Source organism: Haliea sp. (assembly GCF_041395985.1).
In the GTDB taxonomy this organism is placed as follows: domain Bacteria; phylum Pseudomonadota; class Gammaproteobacteria; order Pseudomonadales; family Halieaceae; genus Haliea.
In genome coordinates this window covers 185,046-200,543 of record NZ_JAWKZJ010000003.1, presented here as the reverse complement: position 1 = coordinate 200,543, position 15,498 = coordinate 185,046, and the positions used below count along the sequence as shown (strand labels likewise).

At 54.4% G+C, this 15,498-nt stretch carries 12 protein-coding genes; 9 read left to right on the top strand and 3 right to left on the bottom strand.

Going from position 1 to position 15,498, the window contains the following annotated elements:
- The first annotated feature begins 31 nt into the window (after positions 1-31).
- The 3 genes from R3E49_RS07340 to R3E49_RS07330 all read left to right on the top strand — a co-directional run bounded on the left by R3E49_RS07340 (position 32) and on the right by R3E49_RS07330 (position 3,451).
- Positions 32-1,075 (top strand): leucine-rich repeat domain-containing protein, encoded by a 1,044-nt coding sequence (locus tag R3E49_RS07340; RefSeq protein WP_371294454.1) that lies wholly within the window; start codon positions 32-34, stop codon positions 1,073-1,075.
- 2 nt (positions 1,076-1,077) lie between these two features.
- Entirely contained in the window at positions 1,078-2,700 is a 1,623-nt protein-coding gene (locus R3E49_RS07335; protein WP_371294453.1) for an exonuclease domain-containing protein, read from the top strand.
- A 358-nt stretch (positions 2,701-3,058) separates the two neighbouring features.
- A complete protein-coding gene (locus R3E49_RS07330) occupies positions 3,059-3,451 on the top strand; it encodes a hypothetical protein (RefSeq protein WP_371294452.1) in 393 nt (130 codons plus the stop codon).
- A gap of 89 nt (positions 3,452-3,540) precedes the next feature.
- Here the strand turns inward: R3E49_RS07330 and R3E49_RS07325 are convergent, their stop codons facing one another.
- Positions 3,541-3,888, bottom strand: coding sequence for a hypothetical protein (locus tag R3E49_RS07325; protein ID WP_371294451.1), 348 nt, complete (start codon positions 3,886-3,888; stop codon positions 3,541-3,543).
- A gap of 27 nt (positions 3,889-3,915) precedes the next feature.
- Positions 3,916-4,104: a hypothetical protein gene (locus R3E49_RS07320; protein ID WP_371294450.1), complete on the bottom strand. Its 189-nt coding sequence runs from the start codon at positions 4,102-4,104 to the stop codon at positions 3,916-3,918.
- A gap of 508 nt (positions 4,105-4,612) precedes the next feature.
- Between R3E49_RS07320 and R3E49_RS07315 the strand changes: the two genes are divergently transcribed.
- The 3 genes from R3E49_RS07315 (at position 4,613) to istB (ending at position 7,796) form a co-directional block, all read left to right on the top strand.
- Entirely contained in the window at positions 4,613-5,308 is a 696-nt protein-coding gene (locus tag R3E49_RS07315) for a hypothetical protein (protein WP_371294449.1), read from the top strand.
- A gap of 176 nt (positions 5,309-5,484) precedes the next feature.
- Positions 5,485-7,026, top strand: coding sequence for an IS21 family transposase (gene istA / locus R3E49_RS07310; RefSeq protein ID WP_371294448.1), 1,542 nt, complete (start codon positions 5,485-5,487; stop codon positions 7,024-7,026).
- Between the two features lie 11 nt (positions 7,027-7,037).
- Positions 7,038-7,796 carry an IS21-like element helper ATPase IstB gene (gene istB / locus R3E49_RS07305; protein ID WP_371294447.1) on the top strand — a complete coding sequence of 253 codons (759 nt, stop codon included), beginning with the start codon at positions 7,038-7,040 and terminating at the stop codon, positions 7,794-7,796.
- Positions 7,797-8,151: 355 nt separating this feature from the next.
- Here the strand turns inward: istB and R3E49_RS07300 are convergent, their stop codons facing one another.
- Positions 8,152-8,718, bottom strand: coding sequence for a recombinase family protein (locus tag R3E49_RS07300; RefSeq protein ID WP_371294446.1), 567 nt, complete (start codon positions 8,716-8,718; stop codon positions 8,152-8,154).
- 282 nt (positions 8,719-9,000) lie between these two features.
- On the opposite strand from R3E49_RS07300, the gene R3E49_RS07295 reads away from it, so the two are divergent.
- The 3 genes from R3E49_RS07295 to R3E49_RS07285 are packed head-to-tail and all read left to right on the top strand — an operon-like array spanning position 9,001 to position 15,040.
- The gene (locus R3E49_RS07295) at positions 9,001-10,560 is read left to right on the top strand and encodes an N-6 DNA methylase (protein WP_371294445.1); all 1,560 of its coding nucleotides are present in this window, start codon (positions 9,001-9,003) and stop codon (positions 10,558-10,560) included.
- Complete coding sequence (locus R3E49_RS07290; protein WP_371294444.1) at positions 10,557-11,822, top strand: restriction endonuclease subunit S; 1,266 nt, start codon at positions 10,557-10,559, stop codon at positions 11,820-11,822. Before R3E49_RS07295 ends, R3E49_RS07290 begins: the two co-directional genes overlap by 4 nt.
- Positions 11,819-15,040: a type I restriction endonuclease subunit R gene (locus R3E49_RS07285; RefSeq protein ID WP_371294443.1), complete on the top strand. Its 3,222-nt coding sequence runs from the start codon at positions 11,819-11,821 to the stop codon at positions 15,038-15,040. The genes R3E49_RS07290 and R3E49_RS07285 overlap by 4 nt, the downstream gene beginning before the upstream one ends.
- The last annotated feature ends 458 nt before the right edge of the window (positions 15,041-15,498 follow it).

The following is a 15,498-nucleotide window of genomic DNA, read 5'->3' as shown; positions in this document are numbered from 1 at the left end:
GACGTCGAAGGCCAACCAACTAGTCAGTCGGATGACTCAAGACGTGCTCGCTCGGACGCGGTCTCACGAGGTCAGTCAGGCACGCTTCAAGCTCGGCGACTATGAGTTCCGTGAGCCTGACTACCAGCAGATTCTTCGGTGGGCTGAAGCGCTGGGAATGGCGCCTGAAGCTTTGCTTAACGTGCTGGAGGATTCCAAGTGCCGTGAGGCTACGCCTGAGGAACAGCGTTTTGTTGTGAAAGACGGCGCCATCACCAGCTTAGTATGGGACCTAGATCGGTTGAAAGATGCTCCCGGGATTTGGGGACGTGGACTGATGATTCGGGAACTGTACGTTCGAGGTGAATGGCCTGATAACATCTCTACTTGGTATCCAATTTTGCCTTATCTGCAAGTCCTCGAAATACCCGTCAAAACATCGAAAGATGATTTACTTTCGCTTTTATCTGCCCCGAATCGACTCACTGAGCTGGACCTCTCCGCCGTACCTGAGCTTACGTTTCTGAGTTGCGCTAGGAATCAGCTCAGAGAGCTGAACCTCTCCCCGGTGCCAAAGCTAACCGAGCTATACTGCGACGGTAATCAGCTCAGCGAGCTGGACCTCTCTGCGGTGGCTGAGCTCCAGTTTCTATTTTGCGCCTCGAACCAGCTCACCCAGCTAGATCTTTCTGCGGTACCCGAGCTTGAAGCCCTAGGATGCAATCACAATCAGCTGACCGAGCTGGACCTCTCTGCAGTGCCTAAGCTTGACGCCTTTGATTGCGAAACCAATCAGCTGACCGAGCTGGACCTCTCTGCGGTACCGGAGCTTGGTCTTCTGTACTGCAACCATAACCAGCTCACCGAGCTAGATCTGTCTCCAGTGCCAAAGCTATTCGAACTTGACTGCCGCAATAATGAGCTTAGCGAGCTGGACCTCTTCCCAGTGCCTACTATTAGAAAATTGCGGTGCGACGGCGGCGTAAAAATCATAAATGCACCTCGCGAGTTTGTATTAAATGGTGGCACCGTCGTCAGTTATGCAGACGAGGGTCCTGACAAGGTATTGAATTCGCCTGATACAGTCCCCTTCTGACTATGAACCAAACCCCTTGGATACTCCTCGACACTGAAACCTCGGGCATCAAGGCGCCCGTCTTTGTCGTCGAGCTTGCTGCGCAGCGTATGCGCGGATGGGAGCCTGAGGGCGAGCCATTCCGTCGGTTGTTAAACCACAACTCAGACATGTCTCCCGAGGCGTCGAGAGTCAACGGTTACACTCGCGAGATTTTGGAGCGTGACGGCGACCCGCCCCTCAACGTTTACGAGGACTTTGCCGAGTATGTCGGTGACCTTCCCCTTGTGTCCTACAACCTTAAGTACGACCTGGACAGTGTCCTGCAGCCGGAGTGGTCTCGGCTGGGTGTCGCGCCCATTGGCAATCGCGGCTTCTGCGCACTCGAATTGGCTCAACGCTTGCTGGACCCCGTCCCCGCCGGTAACCACAAGCTCCAGACCCTCCGTCAGTACTATCGGTTGCCAGAGCGAGGAGCGCACACCGCACTGGGCGACGTGGAGACCGTTGCCGACCTTATGCAACAGGTCTTGAAACCACTCGCTAAACAACGAGGGTTGTTGACCTGGGATGAAATTGTTGATTTCGGGGCGGCGACGTGGTTTCCCTCGCGAATCGCTTTTGGCAAGTACAAGGGGCGCGACTACCAAGAAGCGATAAAGGACCCTGACCTCCATGGATGGCTGGAGTGGCTGGCACAAGCTAAGAACTCGCGGAGTGTATCTATGGGCCGCTGGTACCTGGAGCAGTTGGAGTCGGGCCGCGCCTTTGGGGAAAAGCAGACTCCGGTCACAGGTGCGCCAGTCATCAACAGCGGCGAGGTGGTCGTCTACCAGGCCGCAGAACGCGCCACACTCAATAGCCTTATCGCAAGCGCCAGAGAGCGTCTCGCGGACCTGGAAGCGCAGTACACACAGGAGCACCATGCAGTAGAAGTCGTCAGATCACGGCTGTTTGAAAAACTGCGCCCTTTCTACCAGAAGCTTGATGAATTAAAACTCAAGGTCAGCTATCGCCGAAAGTACATCGATTTACTGCTCGTCGGTGGCGAAGAAGAAGCAGAAGAGGTCAAGCAGGAGCACGAAAGGGCGCAAGCGGAGACCGAGCAAGAGTATAAAAGGGAAGCGGCGCTGGCCGTTCAGAACCAGGCGCTGAGTGAAGAGGAGGAGCAGGAGCTAAAGCGGCTTTGGAGAAAGCTCGTGCGCCTGTACCACCCGGACAGGTACGCCCACGACCCTGAGAAACACGAGTTGTACACGCGCCTGACCAGCGAGATAAACAGCGCCAGGGACAGGGGAGACATTCAGCGGCTCCGAGAGATCGCTGAAGATCTAGACGGATTCCTCGCTCGCGAAGGGCTCGGTGGTCTCAATCTCGATGACGATTCGGACCTGACGAAACTGCGCGCGCTCTACGATTCGTTGCAGGCGCGAATCATGGAGCTACTGGAAACCCTCGAAGAGCTACGAGAGAGCAGTGACTATGAGCTGTATCGATTAACGCAAGAGCAACCGGAGCTTCTTCAGGAGGTTGCCGATGCACAAGCCAGCGACATTGCGACAGAAATCACCGAGCTTGAAACCGAAGCTGCGAAACTGGCGGAAGAGATTGAGAATCTGACTGAGGCTCCGAACGCGGTGGGCTGATGCCTTGCAGTATAATCGCGTACACTTCCCAGGCGGATGGACTGACCAGGTATTTCGTGTCGAATATTTTTACGGATGGAGCGATGAACTTGCTGGCTGCTTCGTTCAACTCTCGGGTATCTAGTGAGACACTCTCAAGCAATCAGAGTTTGATCTCATCGTGGAGGCGAGCAGCTTTCATAGTAGTCGTATGGTACACACAGGTACTTCGGTGGCGTGTTGCTGGGATGCTGATCGGCTGGATCTGGCGAGACTGGGCATCCAAGTCGATCCCGCAAAGGTTTGTACAGGCACGGCTGCGGCTATGGCCGGCAGCTTGATGTGTAACTCCTAACTCTCAGTCGCAGGGGGAGTCATCATGCTTATCAGTGCGTATTCCAGGTGGTTAATCGTCTTCGTTTGCTTTGCCATATTCGCATCGCCCCCAACCGTCAAAGCGGAGACGATGCACTTGATGGGTTTGGCAAATCTCAAATGTGCCGATTTTAATAGCGTGGCGTCGAAGCGTAAGCAAAGCGAGCAAGGGACGCTGGAGTGGATTGAGTACAGAACCTACATCGGTGGGTACTTCACTGGATTCAACACCGCTCAGAAAGTGTTTGGCGGCGATGGTATGACAGGGAGTAAGACATCAATCGAGAAGATGACTCGTTGGCTGGAGGCCTACTGCACTGACAACCCTCAGCATTCCTTCAACCGAGCTTTGCAAACCCTTACTCAGAGCGTGATCCGGATCGAAAGCGGCAGCTAACCGGTCGAATTCAATGGTCCGTCTCGAGTGAAGGCAGTGAGCTCGCTCTCTGCTTGTGCATGCTAGTACACGTAGGCTTTGCTAGAGCCTCAGAAGTAGTGAAGGTCTTTGGTGAAACAGAAGTATAGATCGCTGCCCTTATCGATGGCGCGACCCTTCCGGCGTAGTTCTTGCCTCAATTGAACGACCATCTTCTTCAGGCCATCACGATCCTTACTGACGTAGTACCGCAGAAAGCCATCAAATCTCGTGTTTTTTTTGACCTTCAGACCATGGATAGCTTCGGTGCTAGTGATTATCTGATAGATATTGTCGGCCCAAAGCATGACCAATTGATCTGATCTGCTGGGTTCTGGTAACGCCTCCAGTGCCACTGCAGCTTGCCCGAGATCGGCACAAATACGTCGTATTGTCTCCTTGCTTTTGAAGCCAAACATCGCTCTCTCCTAGTTTAAGCAATGGTACTAGACCAGAAAGAAGATAAGCCAAATGATAAGGATATCCGCGCCTGCATATTGACTGCCTCCAGATGCCACCGCAATAACGCTCATTATGAGTGCGGTGATGAAACCGATGTGTTTACCCCAAACCAGATTGGCAATGCCAACCGGCACGCCATGCAGTAGAGCTATGAATAAAACTGTCAGAGACACTTAAGCTTATTCCTCAAGGTAACAGTCCACGAATTCGCGATACGTCATTTCGGGAGTGGTGCTTAGTGCCATCTTGAAAATCTGCGCCACTTCAGGTGTGAAGGTGTATCCGCGGTGGCGAAAGTATTTCTCGAAGTTTTTTCGGGTGCATCCTTGCCCAGGACTGGCTCTTTTGCATGGTCACGTGAAGGGGGGTAGTACCAAACTCCTCCAGAGCCCTATTATTCATATTGCTGAAAAATCCCAATCCTTTCACCCTGGAAACCCAGTATTTGGCCTAAATATACTACTCGCTTGTTTTTTTAGTGGTCAACCGCTATTTGAAAGCAAGTTAAGCCGGTTTCCGGCTCGGCTGGATACCCCGTGTCGGCTTCTCGCCGGAAGCGCAACCACAGAGCATCAAGGTCTACAGGACTGTTCCGTCCCTAGTGAGGTGGAAGCGGCCAGGTCCGCTTTCGCCTAAAGGAGACTTGCGTATAAACTGAAGGAAAGGGAGGGAACTTTCTCAATGGGAATTTGGGATTCAATAAAGCAATCTGCTAAGGAAGCCAATGAAGGTGCTCATGCGAGCCGACTAAAAAGGGATCTAGAGCTTACGCTTCGCCAGTTTGATTCTTTGGGCGCTGATAGGAAAGCTGAATGTGCTGACATTTTTTTGCTGCGAGTGACTGATTTAATGGCCATGCAGGGGAACTGGTCCAGAGACGGCGCACTCAAGTCGAGTAAGGAAATGTTCAAGGATGCGCGTGAGCGGCATGATTTCGATCGCAGTAGGTCTTACGCGATTGCACTGTCAGGATTGTGGCTTGAATCTCAATACAGGGATCACGAGGATGCGAAGAAGGTCTTTCACGACCTCTCCACCCTCTATGAGCGCCTAGTGAAAATTGCCCTAAATAGGAATCCAGAAGCTCCAGCTAAACGTCTCGAAAGTCATCAGCCAGCAGCGAAAAAGAACTCGACTGCAAGTGTCAAAAAAATTGCCCTAAGCGATAAATATTCCGAAAGAGAACTCGTAGATGGAAGGAAAGACAGGAATGAGTATTACTTTTCAGGCAGAGAACGCATAGCGAAACAAGAGTCAGCTATAGCAAATAGGAAGCCCGCTAACGAGAAGCCAATTGAGATGCTGGACCCGCTCTCTGCATTTATGCTCGAGTGCGTATTCCGGCCCATCGTGAACACCCATTCCGGTTCAACGTGAACACCTATTCCGGACGAACGTGAACACCCATTCTGGTTTAACGTGAACACTTTGCCGCATTTTCCGGAATCGGTGTTCACCATCCCGGAATCACTGTTCACGCTCAACCGGAATCATTCCCAACGCATTGATATTCATACGATTTGGTACGCTCTTCCGCTTTTTTGGGAGGGCTCATGCCAGGCAAGAGGATCACAATGCGCAAAATTCGAGATGTACTCAGGCACCGCCTATCCGGCGGCCTCTCAATTCGTGAGATCAGTCGTAGCACCAAGCTCAGCATCGGCAGCATCCAGAAGTTGTTAGCCAAGACAGCTGCTCTCGGCCTCGAATGGCCGTTACCCGATGACATGGACGATAACCAGCTGGCACAGCTGTTTTACCCCTCGGCGGATACCGGTAGCTCAACGCGCTTCCAGATGCCGGACTGGTCAGCTCTCCACCAGGATCTCAAGCGCCCCCACATGACCAAGCAATTGGCATGGGAGGAATACACCCAGCAATATCCCAATCGTTGTTACAGTTACTCCCAGTTCTGCGAGCGCTACCGGCGTTGGTGCAAGAAGCAAAAGCGATCTATGCGCCAGCATCACAAGGCTGGTGAGAAGTGTTTTGTGGACTATGCCGGCGCAACTGTGCCGGTCGTCAGTGCCGAGACCGGTGAGGTTCGTGAAGCACAAATCTTTGTTGCTGCGTTAGGCGCCTCTAACTACACCTTCGCCGAAGCTACTTGGACGCAGTCACTCCCAGACTGGTTGGGTAGCCATGTTCGAATGCTGAACTACTTTGGCGGCTGTACAGCGCTGATCGTGCCAGACAATTTGCGCAGCGGTGTTACCAAGGCGTGTCGCTATGATCCAGATCTCAACCCCAGCTATCAGCAATGGGCGGAGCACTATCAGGTCGCGGTTATCCCGGCTCGCCCGTATAAACCCAAAGACAAAGCGAAGGCAGAGGTGGCGGTACAGATCGTCGAGCGCTGGATTCTGGCTCGTTTGCGTCATCATACGTTCTTCTCTCTAGCAGAGCTGAACCAGTGCATTCGAGCGTTATTGGAGGACTTGAACAACCGACCCTTCAAGCAGCTACCAGGATGCCGCCGATCCGCGTTTGAGGAATTGGACCGGCCAGCACTCAGACCATTGCCGAGCCAGCCTTACCGCTATGTCGACATCAAGCCGGTCAAGGTCAATATCGACTACCACGTCTTATACAAGGATCATCACTACTCGGTGCCACACCAGTACGTGGGTGAACGCTTGGAGCTACATGCGAGCGACACGCTGGTGGAGATCTACTTCCGGCGACAATTAGTGGCTACGCACCCTCGCAAGCATCGCGCAGGTTTTACCACTAACCCCGGTCATATGCCGACACGCCATCGAGCGCAGCAGCAGTGGTCACCTGGGCGTATAAAGCGCTGGGCAGTAGATATTGGGGCAGACACATTGGTCTGGGTCAGTAGCCAGCTTGAGGCTCGAGAACATCCCGAGCAAGCCTACAAGGTCTGTCTCGGATTGCTGAATCTCAGCAAGCAATATCCCGCTAGCCGCCTTAACGCCGCCTGTCGCATCGCCAATCGCTCAGGCTTGCTTCGCTTGAAACAGGTCAAGGCCATCTTGAAGAGCAACCGGGATCAACTGCCTGATCAACTCAATCTTGCGACTGAACTACCGCAGCACCACGAGAATATCCGCGGCCCACATAACTTCCACTAAAGGAGAAACTCATGACAACAGCTATTACCCTCGCACGTCTGCGAGACTTGCGTCTCGGCGCCATGGCCGAGGCTCTAGAAAGGCAACTCGAACAGGTCGGCACTTATGACGCCCTGTCGTTCTTGGAGCGATTTGGTTTGCTGATCGAACAAGAGTGTCTCGAGCGAGAGCACCGCAAGCAAAGCCGCTTGGTCAGCCAGGCGCGCTTCAAGCTGCGTGCCACTGTGCAAGATATTGATTACCAGCATCCACGAAGCATCAAACCGGATCAGATAGCTCGGCTTGCGCAAGGAGATTGGATTGCTCGCGCTCAAAATTTGTTGATTACCGGGCCCTGCGGCAGTGGCAAGACTTACTTGGCCTGCGCTCTGGGCCATAACGCTTGCTTACAGGGCTACAGCGTACGCTACTTCAGGTTGTCTCGATTGCTACTGGAACTCACTCAGGCGAAGGCCGACGGCAGCTATCAGAGAGTGCTAAAGCAAATTGCCAAGACCCAACTACTGCTGATTGATGACTGGGGGCTGGAGACACTCAATGCCGCCCACCGCAACGACCTAATGGAGATTATGGACGATCGGCACAATACAACCTCCACGATCATGATTAGTCAGTTACCAACGGACCAGTGGTACTCCGCTATCGGCGACAACACGCTGGCCGATGCCATCTTAGATCGCCTGATGCACAACGCTCATCGTCTGCCACTGAAGGGGGAATCAATGCGGAAAGTTCTAGGTGAATTGACGGAACGTGAACACCTAGAGTAAAAAACACAACACGTGATGCGCTGGGAAATCAGGTGTTCACGTTCGTCCAGAATAGGTGTTCACGTTCACCGGAATACGCACGAGATGGCGGTGGATGCTATTTCTGAAAATAACTTCGAGCTAGCGGAAAAAATTCTTTCGCGAGAGTTTCCTCTATATTTTGAAGAACAGAAGAGAAAGGTTGTCTTTTTGTGGGCGTCAAAAAAGGCTAGGATTCAGAATACTAGCAAATAGTCACCTCATCGCTCTCCGTGCGAAAGTCTTGGTATTCTGAATGATTGGGCGGAGAGCTTCGCCTCCTACAAAAGACCGCAACGAGGTGTGAAAGCAGACATCCTGCTGATACCAACCCTAGTCAAGCGAACTCATCAAGAATGTCGTACAGCTTCTGCCGGCTGAATCCCAACTCCTTGGCCACTGTGGCTTTCGGTCTTCCATCCGCCACCATCTGCACCGCACGCTCTCTGACAGCTTGCGAGATCGAGGGCTTGCGCCCCATCCTGACGCCTCGGCTCATCGCGGCCCGCCTGCCTTCATTGGTGCGCTCTAGGATGCGTTCGCGCTCTGCCTGGGCAACGGCTGCCAGAATGGTGGTCACCATCTTTCCCATTGAGCCCTGGGTGCTGATGCCATCGTCCAGAAACTCGAGCGTGATACCCCGCTCATGGAGGTCTTCGATGATTCGTATCATGTCGGCGGTATTCCGCCCCAGCCGGTCGAGTTTGCTGATGACGATGTGATCTCCTTGCCGCGCCTTAGTCACGAGTAGCTGCAGGCCATCGCGCTTGTCGTTCTTGCCGCTGGCCTTGTCAGTGAACAGAAAGTCCTTGTGATCTTTGACCCCGGCGGCCTTGAGCTTCTCAAGTTGTGTGGCGAGATCTTGTTGATTGGTTGATACCCGTGCATAGCCCAGTTTGACCATAATCCGGCTTCCCCGTGTCTATTAAATCGTTTAATTGACACTCACACGTCAATTAACGTGAATTAGCGATTTAATGTGCACTTTATTGGCCGGTTATTCATGTGTCAACTATATTATAAAATAGTAGACATCATCTGAATGTGCACTTGCCCCGAAATCGAGGATGAAGATCGATATGCCGTAGCGACCTGTACTCTCCGTTCTCCCACCTGCCGGGTATTGTAGTAAGCTCTCCGGATTTGACGGTTGGGCTACACAGCGGCCGGATTTGGGGGCATAGTTTTGGTTAACGGAGATGTAGGAAAGCGGCTGTGGGCAGCCGCTGACCAGTTATGGGCCAACACCGGCCTCAAGCCCGCTGAGTTCTCGGCCCCTGTGCTGGGCCTGATCTTCCTGAGGTACGCCGAGAAGAAATACGCCGCAGCCGAGGAGAAGCTCGGGCCGGTGGGATCCGGTGGCCGCCGCAAGGTGAGCAAGGCTGACTATCTGGCCGAGGGGGTGATCTTCCTTCCCGAGACCGCCCGCTTCTCTTACCTGCTGTCGCTCACCGAGGGCGACAACATCGGTAAGGCCGTAAACGATGCCATGAAAGCCATAGAGGAGGAGAACCCCGACCTCAAGGGTGCCCTGCCTCGCAACTACACTCGCCTGGAGAACTGGGTGCTGCAAGAGCTGCTCAAGCTCATCGGCCCGGTGGACCTGTCTGGGGACGCCTTCGGCAAGGTCTACGAGTACTTCCTAGGCAACTTCGCCCTGAAGGAAGGCCAGAAAGGGGGTGTCTTCTACACACCCGAATCCATCGTCAAGCTGATCGTGGAAATCATCGAGCCCTACCACGGTCGCATCTTCGACCCGGCCTGTGGGTCTGGCGGCATGTTCGTCCACTCGGCGGACTTCGTGGAGCGTCACCATAAGACCGCGATGGACGAGATCTCGATCTTTGGCACCGAGAAGGATCAGACCACCGTCAACCTCAATAAGATGAACCTCGCGGTGCATGGCCTCTCCGGTGATGTGCGCGTTTCCAACACCTACTATGAAGACCCTCACGGCTCGGTCTACAAGAACGGTGACGGCTTCTTCGACTTCGTGATGGCCAACCCCCCGTTCAACGTCTCGGGGGTGGACAAGGAGCGCCTGGGGGGTGACCCCCGGTTCCCGTTCGGAATGCCCAGGACCGACAACGCCAACTACCTCTGGATCCAGCTCTTCTTCGCCTCCCTCAAGCCCACCGGGCGGGCTGGTTTCGTCATGGCCAACTCGGCGGGGGATGCTCGAGGCAGTGAGCAGGTGATCCGCCAGAAGCTGATCGAATCCGGTGCCGTGGACGTGATCGTCTCGGTAGGGCCGAACTTCTTTTACACCGTCACGCTGCCTTGCACACTATGGTTCTTTGACCGCGCCAAGCGCGAGACCGAGCGTGACGACAAGGTACTGTTCATCGACGCTCGCCATATCTACCGCCAGATCGACCGGGCGCACCGCGACTGGCTGCCGGAGCAGATCGAGTTCCTAGCCAATATCGTGCGCCACTACCGTGGCGAAGAGATCGAGCGGGACCAGGGCAGTGTGCCGCTGCTGGCCGAAAAGGGTCTGGCCGAGGGCTACACCGATGTGCCTGGGCTCTGCAAGGTGGTCACTCGGGAGGAAATCGAGGTGCAGGGCTGGTCGCTGAACCCTGGGCGCTATGTCGGGGCAGCGGCAAGAGAAGCCGAGGATGTGGACTTCACGGAGAGGCTGGAGGAACTGGCTGAAGAGTTGGAGGTACTGAACTCTGAGGCAAGGGAGCTTGAGGAAGTGATTGGGATTAATGTTGCTGGTGTTCTTGAGGCAGCATCATGAGTTGGAGCAACATTACTATTGGCGACCTTGTCGGACGTGCGGAAGCCGAGGTCAAGACCGGACCTTTCGGAACTCAGCTCCGAGCAAGTGATTATGTCGAGAAGGGCACACCTGTCATCAATGTTAGGAATATCGGCTTCGGAAACATCCGGCACGACAAGCTGGAATATATCCCTGAAGACGTAGTCACAAGGCTCTCTGGTCACCTGCTACGAAAAGGTGACATCGTTTTTGGCAGGAAGGGAGCTGTCGAACGACATGTTTATATCACAGACGCTCAAAATCGTTGGTTTCAGGGATCAGATTGCTTACGGCTCAGGCTTCTGAGTGAGGAAAACGTACTATCCAAGTATCTATCATTCACATTTCTCACCCACGAACACCAGTCTTGGATGATGCAGCAGTGCTCGCATGGAGCCACCATGGCCTCTCTGAACCAAGACATAATCAAAAGGATCCATTTACGGCTTCCTTCGATTGAGCAACAAAAGATAATCGTCGATATCCTCTCCGCCTACGACGACCTCATTGAGAACAACACGCGCCGCATCGGGATCCTTGAGGAGATTGCCCGGCGGCTGTACGAGGAGTGGTTCGTCCATTTCCGCTTCCCTGGGCATGAGGAGGTGAGCTTCAAGGAGAGTGAGCTTGGAAGGAATCCTGAAGGGTGGGAGGTTAAAGGCCTTTACGATATTGCCGAAGTCACTTACGGGCATCCTTTCAAAGCCAAGCAGTTTAATGATCACCGGGAAGGGCTGGGTGCGGTCAGGATTCGAGACATTCGCGATGGGCAGGTAAAGACCTACACAACTGAAGAGGGAAAGCCCAAGCATATCATCGAGAATGGCGACATCCTTGTAGGGATGGACGGCCAGTTCCATATGGGTAAGTGGGCTGGAGGCAAGGCATGGCTTGTTCAGCGAGTCGCCAGATTCAGACCCACTCAGCCAATGTCTCGATACCTACTTTTCTTGACCATCGAGAGGCCGATCAAGCACTTGGAAGAAACCATCGTTGGGACAACAGTAGCTCACCTGAGTGCCAAAGATCTCAAAGCCATGAAGGTTGTAGTGCCCGAGGAAGCCACGTTGAAGATAATGGCTGACGCGCTTGAGCCTATGTATGAGTTGGAAATGAGGCTTAAACGGAAGAACGTTAATCTTCGAGCCCAACGTGATCTGCTCCTGCCGAAGCTAGTCTCAGGTGAGATCGACGCATCCAATATCTCCATGCCTAACGACAAGGAGGTCGAAGCCGCATGACACCCCCGCCATCCCCCGCTTATGCCTACTCTGAAGATGCCTTGGTCGAGCAGCCCGCTATCGAGCTGTTCGCTGATCTGGGCTGGAACACTGCCAACCTCTACGGAGAGTGGTCGGGTACGGTATCGAGCGAGGGACGGCAGACACAGCAGGATGTGGTTCTGGTGCCCCGGCTGCGCGTGGCCTTGGAGAAACTCAACCCCGAGCTGCCCGCCGATGCCCTGGATAAGGCCATCGAAGAGCTGACCCGGGACCGCTCCAAGCTGCTGGCGGTGAACGCCAACCTGGAGGTCTACCGGCTGCTCAAGAATGGCGTGAAGGTTGAGGTGTCCGAAGACGATGGTGGCACCGCTATCGAGACGGTACGGGTGATCGACTGGAGCAAGCCCGAGGAGAACGACTTCCTGCTCACCTCGCAGTTCTGGGTAAGGGGCGAGTTGCATACCCGGCGTACCGATCTAGTCGGCTTCGTGAACGGGCTGCCGCTGTTGTTCGTGGAACTGAAGGCCAGCCACAAGACCCTCAAGGCCGCCTATGACGGCAACCTGAGCGACTACCGCACGGTGATCCCCCAGCTGTTTATCTACAACGCCGTGGTGATGCTCTCCAACGGCTCCGAAACCCTTGTGGGCGGCACCTTCTCCCCCTGGGAGCATCTCTTCGAGTGGAAGCGGATCAACGACGAGGGTGAGAAAGGCGTGGTGTCGCTGGAGACCGCCATCCGAGGGATTGCCGAGCGAACGCGGCTGTTGGACATCGTGGATAACTTCACGGTGTTCGAGGAGGCCCAGGGCGGCACCATCAAGAAGATCGCCAAGAACCATCAGTACCTCGGGGTGAACAAGGCCATCGCCGAGCTACAGCGAATCAAGAACCGCCCTGCCGGTAAGGCCGGTCGGCTGGGGGTATTCTGGCACACCCAGGGCTCGGGCAAGTCGCTCTCTATGGTGTTCTTCACCCAGAAGATCCATCGCACCATCACCGGCAACTGGACATTCGTGATCGTCACCGACCGCAACGAGCTGGACGAGCAGATCTACAAGACATTCGCCGCCACCGGTGCGGTCAACGAGGTAGAAGCCCACGCCGAGAGCGGTGCCCACCTCAAGCAGCTCCTCAGCGAGGATCACCGGTACGTCTTCACGCTGATCCAGAAGTTCGGCACCAAGCAAGGTGAGACCTATGCCAAGCTCTCCGACCGCCAAGACATCATCGTCATCACCGACGAGGCGCACCGCTCCCAGTACGACACCCTGGCGATGAACATGCGGACGGCTCTGCCCCATGCCGCCTTCCTGGGCTTCACCGGGACGCCTCTGATGGCCGGTGAAGAGAAGACCAAGGAGGTGTTCGGTGACTACATCTCGGTCTACGACTTCGGCCAGTCCATCGCCGATGGGGCTACGGTGCCGCTCTACTACGAGAACCGCATCCCCGAGCTGCAACTGATCAACGAGAACCTCAACGACGACCTGACCCAGCTGCTGGAAGATGCCGAGCTGGACGAGGATCAGGAGAAGAAAGTCGAGCGCGTGTTCGCCCGTGAGTATCACCTGATCACCCGTGACGACCGTTTGGAGGCCATCGCCGAGGATCTGGTGCAGCACTTCGTCGGCAGGGGGCATCAGGGCAAGGCCATGATGGTCTGCATCGATAAGGCCACCGCCGTGAAGATGTACGACAAGGTGCAGGCTCACTGGAAGGGTTTCCTGAAAGGGCTTCAGGCTGACCTTGCATCGGCCCCAGAGGAGCAGCAGGAGGCGCTGAAGCATAAGATCAAGGTGCTGGAGACGACCGACATGGCGGTGGTGGTCTCCCAGGGTCAGAACGAGGTGAAGGAGCAAGCAGACAAGGGCCTCGACATTCTGCCCCACCGCAAGCGCATGGTTGAGGAAGACCTTGACGAAAAGTTCAAGGATGCCGACGACCCTTTGAGGCTGGTGTTTGTCTGCGCCATGTGGATCACCGGCTTCGATGTGCCTTCCTGCTCGACCATCTATCTCGATAAGCCGATGAAGAACCACACGCTGATGCAGACCATTGCGAGGGCTAATCGCAAGTACCCTGGCAAGGCGGCGGGGATGATCGTCGACTATGCTGGGGTGTTCAAGAAGCTGCAGGAGGCACTGGCGATTTATGGTGGCAGTCCAGCTACTGCGGTGAGCGAGCCTTCGCCGGGCAATGGTGAAAGACCACCGTTGGACGGCAGCCCCATCCAGCAAAAAGCTGAGCTGGTTGAATACCTCAAGCACCTGTTGGCTAAAGGGGTGGCATTCCTGGTAGACAGACAGGCCGACCCCGCGGCCATCAAGGCAGCTGGAGGCTTCGCCAAGGTCGCCTTGCTGGACGATGCGGTGGAGAAACTGTTGGAGAGCGAGGAGACCAAGAAAGCTTTCTTGAGCCTTGCCAGGGCTGCCTCCAGAGTCTACCGGGCAATCCTACCCGACCCTTCCGCGAATGAGCTGGCCCCAGATGCGGTGCTGCTCTCCGTGCTGGCCCAGAAGATCAAGGCACTGGAGCCTGAGGTGGACATATCTCAGGTAATGCGGGATGTAGACGATCTGCTAGACAGGTCTGTGGCCCCGCTACCTTATGTTATAGAGGAGGCGGACGAGGACAAATTGTTTGACCTCAGCAGGATCGACTTCGAAAAACTGAAGGAGAAATTCAGCAAGGGCAAGAAACGTACCGAGTCCGAGAAACTGAAGGCACTGTTGAACCAGAAATTGGAGAGCATGGTAGCCCAGAACCCAAGTCGAAAGGACTTCATGGAGAAACTGCGACGACTAATAGAGAAATACAACGCCGGCAGTCTGAATATTGAGGCGTTCTTCCAACAGTTGATGGATTTTGGCGAGGAACTGCAGGATGAAGACCAAAGAGCCATTCGTGAGGGTCTCACCGAGGAAGAGCTGGCGCTTTTCGACATCATCACTAGGCCTGCGCCTGAAATGAGCGACAAGGAGGTGGCTCAGGTAAAGGCCATGTGTAGGGAGCTACTGGAGACCCTCAAGGCGGGGAAGTTGGTGCTGGATTGGCGGAAGAAGGCACAGTCGAGGGGAGTTGTGCGACGAACCATGGAGGTTGTTTTTGATCAGCGGCTTCCTGAGAGCTTCGACGAGGGCATATATAACGAGAAATGTGAGGCAGCTTTCCATCACCTAATGACCAGTTACTATGGGGGCGAGCAAAGTGCTTACTCTGCGAGGGCCGTTTAGAAAAGGCGGTTACATGTCAGAGTCTTCTTTTTTATTAGGAAAATTAATAAGTTACGGAAATAGAGCGGCGTCTAACACCGTTCGTTATGCTGGCAAAGGAGACGTGAATAGCTCGATGTGAGCCCGGGGAGGCGACCGTTGACTTTGAAAACTTTTAATCTATTGATTTTAAAGGTATTTGTGGGGTTTTGAGAGGGGCATGCGACATGCCCCTTGATATTTCTTGAAATTAACATATATATTAACTAAAGTGCCATTCCATTGTGACTAGTGACAAACCAAAGTGTAGGATCAAGGGCTGCAAGTTTACGATCGTCCACTGCCAAGGAGCACTGGAATCGTTCTCTGAGGCGCTCGGGCATGTGGAGGCGAACAAACGAAAATCGTTTACGCGTGGCATGATTAACCAGATACAAAGGCTTGCAGACGGTCATAGGATGAGTAAGGAGAGCTTTCCC

Bases quoted from the DNA above. Each gene is read 5' to 3' on its own strand.
- R3E49_RS07340 (WP_371294454.1), top strand. From the start codon at position 32: ATGACTCAAGACGTGCTCGCTCGGACGCGGTCTCACGAGGTCAGTCAG.
- R3E49_RS07300 (WP_371294446.1), bottom strand. From the start codon at position 8,718: ATGGTCAAACTGGGCTATGCACGGGTATCAACCAATCAACAAGATCTC.
- istB (WP_371294447.1), top strand. From the start codon at position 7,038: ATGACAACAGCTATTACCCTCGCACGTCTGCGAGACTTGCGTCTCGGC.
- R3E49_RS07315 (WP_371294449.1), top strand. From the start codon at position 4,613: ATGGGAATTTGGGATTCAATAAAGCAATCTGCTAAGGAAGCCAATGAA.
- istA (WP_371294448.1), top strand. From the start codon at position 5,485: ATGCCAGGCAAGAGGATCACAATGCGCAAAATTCGAGATGTACTCAGG.
- R3E49_RS07285 (WP_371294443.1), top strand. From the start codon at position 11,819: ATGACACCCCCGCCATCCCCCGCTTATGCCTACTCTGAAGATGCCTTG.
- R3E49_RS07330 (WP_371294452.1), top strand. From the start codon at position 3,059: ATGCTTATCAGTGCGTATTCCAGGTGGTTAATCGTCTTCGTTTGCTTT.
- R3E49_RS07290 (WP_371294444.1), top strand. From the start codon at position 10,557: ATGAGTTGGAGCAACATTACTATTGGCGACCTTGTCGGACGTGCGGAA.
- R3E49_RS07335 (WP_371294453.1), top strand. From the start codon at position 1,078: ATGAACCAAACCCCTTGGATACTCCTCGACACTGAAACCTCGGGCATC.
- R3E49_RS07325 (WP_371294451.1), bottom strand. From the start codon at position 3,888: ATGTTTGGCTTCAAAAGCAAGGAGACAATACGACGTATTTGTGCCGAT.